Origin of the sequence: Paenimyroides viscosum, assembly GCF_003858535.1 — a bacterium.
Lineage (GTDB): Bacteria > Bacteroidota > Bacteroidia > Flavobacteriales > Flavobacteriaceae > Flavobacterium > Flavobacterium viscosum.
This window is the reverse complement of the sequence record NZ_RQTJ01000062.1, coordinates 1-5,059: the sequence shown is the minus strand read 5'-3', so window position 1 is coordinate 5,059 and position 5,059 is coordinate 1. Positions and strand designations below refer to the sequence as shown.

The 5,059-nt window shown below is 31.5% G+C and carries 5 protein-coding genes; 3 read left to right on the top strand and 2 right to left on the bottom strand.

Annotated features, from left to right (window positions below):
* The first annotated feature begins 108 nt into the window (after positions 1-108).
* Positions 109-1,305 carry an NAD(P)-dependent oxidoreductase gene (locus EG242_RS14520; protein ID WP_124900635.1) on the top strand — a complete coding sequence of 399 codons (1,197 nt, stop codon included), beginning with the start codon at positions 109-111 and terminating at the stop codon, positions 1,303-1,305.
* 36 nt (positions 1,306-1,341) lie between these two features.
* On the opposite strand, the gene hemN is transcribed toward EG242_RS14520, so the two are convergent.
* Complete coding sequence (hemN, locus tag EG242_RS14515; protein WP_124900633.1) at positions 1,342-2,700, bottom strand: oxygen-independent coproporphyrinogen III oxidase; 1,359 nt, start codon at positions 2,698-2,700, stop codon at positions 1,342-1,344.
* Positions 2,701-2,779: 79 nt separating this feature from the next.
* Between hemN and EG242_RS14510 the strand changes: the two genes are divergently transcribed.
* Both EG242_RS14510 and EG242_RS14505 read left to right on the top strand, forming a co-directional pair.
* On the top strand, positions 2,780-3,169 hold the full coding sequence (locus EG242_RS14510; protein ID WP_124900631.1) for a rhodanese-like domain-containing protein: 390 nt from the start codon (positions 2,780-2,782) through the stop codon (positions 3,167-3,169).
* An 80-nt stretch (positions 3,170-3,249) separates the two neighbouring features.
* Positions 3,250-3,522, top strand: a complete 273-nt coding sequence (locus tag EG242_RS14505) for a DUF4834 family protein (RefSeq protein ID WP_124900629.1) — start codon at positions 3,250-3,252, stop codon at positions 3,520-3,522.
* Between the two features lie 20 nt (positions 3,523-3,542).
* Here EG242_RS14505 and EG242_RS14500 read toward each other — a convergent pair whose 3' ends face one another.
* Complete coding sequence (locus EG242_RS14500; protein WP_124900627.1) at positions 3,543-4,940, bottom strand: T9SS type A sorting domain-containing protein; 1,398 nt, start codon at positions 4,938-4,940, stop codon at positions 3,543-3,545.
* Positions 4,941-5,059 lie beyond the last annotated feature (119 nt).

Genomic DNA, 5,059 nt, shown 5'->3' with positions numbered 1-5,059 from the left:
TGGAAATTAATTCTAATAAAAAAACCGCCTCAAATTTTAATATTGAGACGGCTTCTTTTTTATTGCTTAATTTTTCCTTATATTCGCTGGACTTAAAAGTAAAGATATATGAAATTTGGAATTATTCGCGAAGGTAAAACTCCACCAGACAAACGCGTTGTTTTTTCTCCACAAGAATTATTATCAGTTAAAAACACGTATCCAACCGCCACATTCAAAGTAGAAAGTTCGCCGATAAGAGTATTTAAAGACGAAGAATACCAAGAATTAGGATTCGATGTAAGTGATGATTTAAGAGATTGCGATGTACTTTTTGGTGTAAAAGAAGTTCCTGTAGATCAGTTAATTCCTAATAAAACGTATTTCTTTTTTTCGCATACCATTAAAAAACAGCCCTACAATAAAAAGTTGTTACAAGCTTGCTTAGAAAAAAACATCAGATTAATTGATCATGAAACATTAGTTGATAAAAACGGAACCCGTTTAATTGGTTTTGGCAGATATGCAGGAATTGTTGGCGCTTACAACGCTTTTAGAGCTTTTGGAATTAAATTTGAATTATTCAATTTAAAAAAAGCCGAAGAATTAAAATCGCAAAACGATTTAATCGATCGTTTAAACAGAGCCTACCTACCGCCTATCAAAGTTGTTTTAACAGGTAAAGGGAAAGTTGGTTTTGGAGCGAAAGAAATTTTAGACGGAATGAAAATGAAAGAGGTTTCTATTGAAAAATTCCTTTCTAAAGAATTCGATGAGCCTGTTTACGTGCATATAGATGTTGAAGATTATTATAGAAAAATTGATGGTACCGAAGGATCTTTTGAAGATTTTAAAAAAAATGCATCAGCTTACGAAAGCGATTTTGAAAAATTTTCTAAAGTTGCAGATATTTTTATTGCCGGACATTTTTATAAAGACGGATCTCCAAAAATATTAACCAAAGAAATGCTAAACAATGCCAATAACGCCATTAAAGTAGTTGCAGATGTTTCTTGTGATATAGACGGACCTATAGATAGTACCATTCGTGTTTCTACAATTGCCGATCCTATTTACGGATATTATCCTAGAGAAAATAAAGAAGTTCCGGTAGATCATCCTGCAGCAGTTGTTGTTATGGCGGTTGATAATTTACCTTGTGAATTGCCTAAAGATGCCAGCGAAGGTTTTGGTGAAATGTTTATAGAACATATTATTCCGGCATTTTTTAATAATGATAAAGATCAAATATTAGAAAGAGGAACAATTTGCGAAAACGGTAAATTAACCGAACGTTTTTCTTACTTAGAAGATTATGTAAAATAACAAAACAGCCTTTAGAAATCTAAAGGCTGTTTTCATTTAAATAGTCATTGAAAATAGTTGATTTTTAGGATTGCTTTCAATTAAATATTCATCAAAAGCCATGCAAATATTTCGTACAAAAGCTTTACCTAAATCTGTAACAATTAAGGTATCGTTTTCAATAAATAAAAGATTATCTTTTAAAAATTCCGATAGCCTATTTAGTAGTAAATCTTTAGGAATCATTGTATAAACTAAAGTTAAATCTACTTTAAACTTACAAATAATATCTAAAATAGCATTCCTTAAAATTAAATCGTTGTTTGATAAGATATGACCTTTAACGACGGTAAGTTCATTATTTTGTAATTGGGTGACGTATTTTTTAATGTCCTTTTCATTTTGTGCAAAAGCTGTTTCACAATCACTGATTGATGATGCACCTAACCCAATCAACACAGTGGTTTTAAAGGCGGTATAACCCATAAAATTTCGGTGTAATTTTTTATTTTTAAAAGATTTATACAAATCATCTGATTCTTTTGCAAAATGATCCATGCCAATTTCGTGGTATCCTTTTTCTTGTAATAAATTTCTTCCTAGCTCATATAACTTGCGCTTTTCTTCGCTTTTAGGAAGATCTTCCTCATTAAATCCTCGCTGACCATTCCCTTTAATCCATGGAACATGAGCGTAAGAATAAAATGAAATTCTATCGGGCATCAACTCTGCCGTTTTGTTAACCGTATTTATTATTGTTTCGGTATTTTGGAAAGGCAATCCGTAGATAATATCGTGCGAAACAGATTTGTAACCAATTTCTCTAGCAGTTTCGGTTACGTAAGCAACCTGATCAAACGACTGTATTCTATGAATAGCTTTTTGAACATTTTCATCATAATCTTGTACGCCAAAACTAACTCGCGTAAAACCTAAATTATACAAAGTTTGTAAATGTTCGCGCGTGGTGTTGTTAGGATGACCTTCAAAACTAAGTTCAATATTTTCATGTTTTTCGGCATCATTAAAAATACCTTTTATAAGTCTTTTAAGCTCGTTACAACTAAAAAAAGTTGGGGTACCACCGCCTAAATGAAGTTCTTTAATAATGGGCTTTTCACTAAAAATGTTTAAATACAACTGCCATTCCTTTAATACAGCATCTATGTAAGGTTCTTCAACTTCATGTCTTTTAGTAATGTATTTATGGCATCCACAAAAAGTACATAAACTTTCGCAATAAGGTAAGTGAATGTATATAGAAATTCCCTCGGTAGAATTACTTAATTTAAAATTTTTACTTAATTGTGTAATCCATTCATTTGCAGTAAAACCAGATTCATTCCAAAATGGAACTGTTGGGTAACTTGTATATCTGGGTCCCGGCACATTATATTTATCAATTAAAGAGCTCATTTTATTTTAATTTTTTTCAAAATTAATGACTTATAATCTGTAAAATGCTGATATTTGTCATAGATACAAAACCATTATTATGAAAAAAACCATTTTAATACTCGGTATTTTATTAAGCGGATTATCCGTCAATGCGCAAGAAATTGAAGCAGATAGACAAAGAATTGATGTTAATGCATTCATTAATAAAACAAGTAAAACTCCTATATTAATTGATGTTAGAACTCCTGAAGAATATAGAGAAGGAACAATTCCCGGAGCAATGAGCCTGAATATTCATAGCGATGATTTTAAGCGTTCAGCGGATAATCTGCCAAAAGAACGAGAAATTATTGTTTTTTGTCAATCAGGTGACCGAAGTAACGAAGCGTTTGAAATGCTAAAATCTTTAGGCTTTAAAAATGTATCGCAACTAGTTGGTGGATACGAAGTTTGGAGAGAAGCTAATGAGAAACGCGGAAATAAATAATTCTTTTTTTTAAGATTTCTATAAGAATAATTCTGTAGTAAATTAGATATATTTGAACATTATTTTAAAAACAATTAAAAATGGACCACGCGTCTTTACAAAGCTTTATTAAAACAATTTTTATAATAATATTGGTTTATTACCTATTTAAGTTTGCGTTTAAGCTTTTTGCACCTTTTTTAATAAAGAAGGCAGTAAGCAAGGTATCAGAAAATTTTCAGAAACAGCAACAGGCTTATCAAAATCAAAATACGCAACAGCAACCCGATTTTGAAAGTGAGTTAAAGCAAAATAAAATACCCAAAGAAAAAAAGAAAGTTGGCGAATACATCGATTTCGAAGAAATAAAATAAAAGAAGCTTTTTTGCTTCTTTTATTTTTTAATAAATTTTGAGTTATAAAATCCTTGATCAGATTCTAATTTAATTAAATAAGTTCCACTTGAAAGATGAGAAACATCTAGTGAAAAATCAGATACTTTTTGTGAAAGTATTTGTTTGCCGTTCATATCAAAAACTGTAACTTTTTCAATAGCGATATTTTGTGCCCAGAAAATTTTATCAACTGTGGGGTTTGGATATAAAACAATATTAGATAATTCATGTTCGGTGGTAGAAGCTTCAGTACATTGAAAAATTAAAACAGGTGATGCTGGAGAAGAAGGAGAACCATTAAAAAAATCCATATTGTTGGCACCAAAAGCCCAAACCGTATTATCTGCTCTTACAGCAAATGAAATGCAATGACCTGCCGCTACCTTTATCCAATTAGACGCTGTACCTACTTGTATAGGAACCAATGATTGGTTAGGTATTATAACCGAACCATCATTACTCCAACAACCTGACCCCCATTGCCATAAAGTTCCATCATTTTTAATACCAACGGCAGATGCTTGTCCTGCGGCTACTTCTTTCCAAGTATCTGTTTCAATTTGTACAGGTGTTTGTACAGGCGTGTAGATATTATGATTGTATGATCCCCAATACCATAAGGTGTTGTCTGTTTTTAAAGCTAATGTATAATATCCCATATTAGAAGGAATAATTTTTTTCCAATTGGTGTCAGTGCCTACTTGAGTTAAAACACTAATACATTGTGAATGAAATGAATTAGACACCCCTAAACTGTAATAATTATTTCCCCCCATTGCCCATAAAGTACCGTTACTTTTAATAGCAAATGTTCTTGCAACAGCAGCACCGATACTTACCCAGTCGGTATCGGGACTTATTTGAATAGGTTGCATATAGAAATTATTAGGGAATGGTGCAGCAGGAACATTTGTTAACGCACAATTATCAGCATTTCCCCAACCCCATAAGGTACCGTTGTTCTTTAAAGCGATATTATTTTGCGAAGTGTTTACAACTTGTACCCAATCTATATCTGTACCTACTTGTGTTGGGATAAAATTATTTATGGTTGTACCATTACCCAATACTCCATAAATATTATTTCCCCAAGTATATATTTTACCGTCTTTAGTGAATCCTGCAGAAGAAAGACTACCGTGAGAAATGGTTGCAAAATCAGGAATCGAAGGTCTTGTATATGGAACACTTATAGGTTGTGTATTTCCATTTCCTACTTGCCCTAAGTTATTAAGTCCCAAAGTATAAACCTTCCCATCAATTGTAAATATGGATGCGGTTCTAAAATCAACCGAAATATCAGTAACACATTTGTCTCCTTGATAATAAGGATTTGTTTGTGCGTGTAATCCTAAAAAAGAGAAAATAATAATTAAAGTTGTGTATTTTTTTTTCATAATCTTATTATTTTAAGGTAATTAATTTCAAATATATGTATTATTTAATTAAAATAAACCCGTAGTGCATTATAGAAAAAGTTGCTCAAAAGATTAAAAATCAGTATATTGTATTGACT

Coding starts and splice junctions, on each gene's coding strand:
- EG242_RS14520 (WP_124900635.1), top strand. CDS start 109: ATGAAATTTGGAATTATTCGCGAAGGTAAAACTCCACCAGACAAACGC.
- hemN (WP_124900633.1), bottom strand. CDS start 2,700: ATGAGCTCTTTAATTGATAAATATAATGTGCCGGGACCCAGATATACA.
- EG242_RS14510 (WP_124900631.1), top strand. CDS start 2,780: ATGAAAAAAACCATTTTAATACTCGGTATTTTATTAAGCGGATTATCC.
- EG242_RS14505 (WP_124900629.1), top strand. CDS start 3,250: ATGGACCACGCGTCTTTACAAAGCTTTATTAAAACAATTTTTATAATA.
- EG242_RS14500 (WP_124900627.1), bottom strand. CDS start 4,940: ATGAAAAAAAAATACACAACTTTAATTATTATTTTCTCTTTTTTAGGA.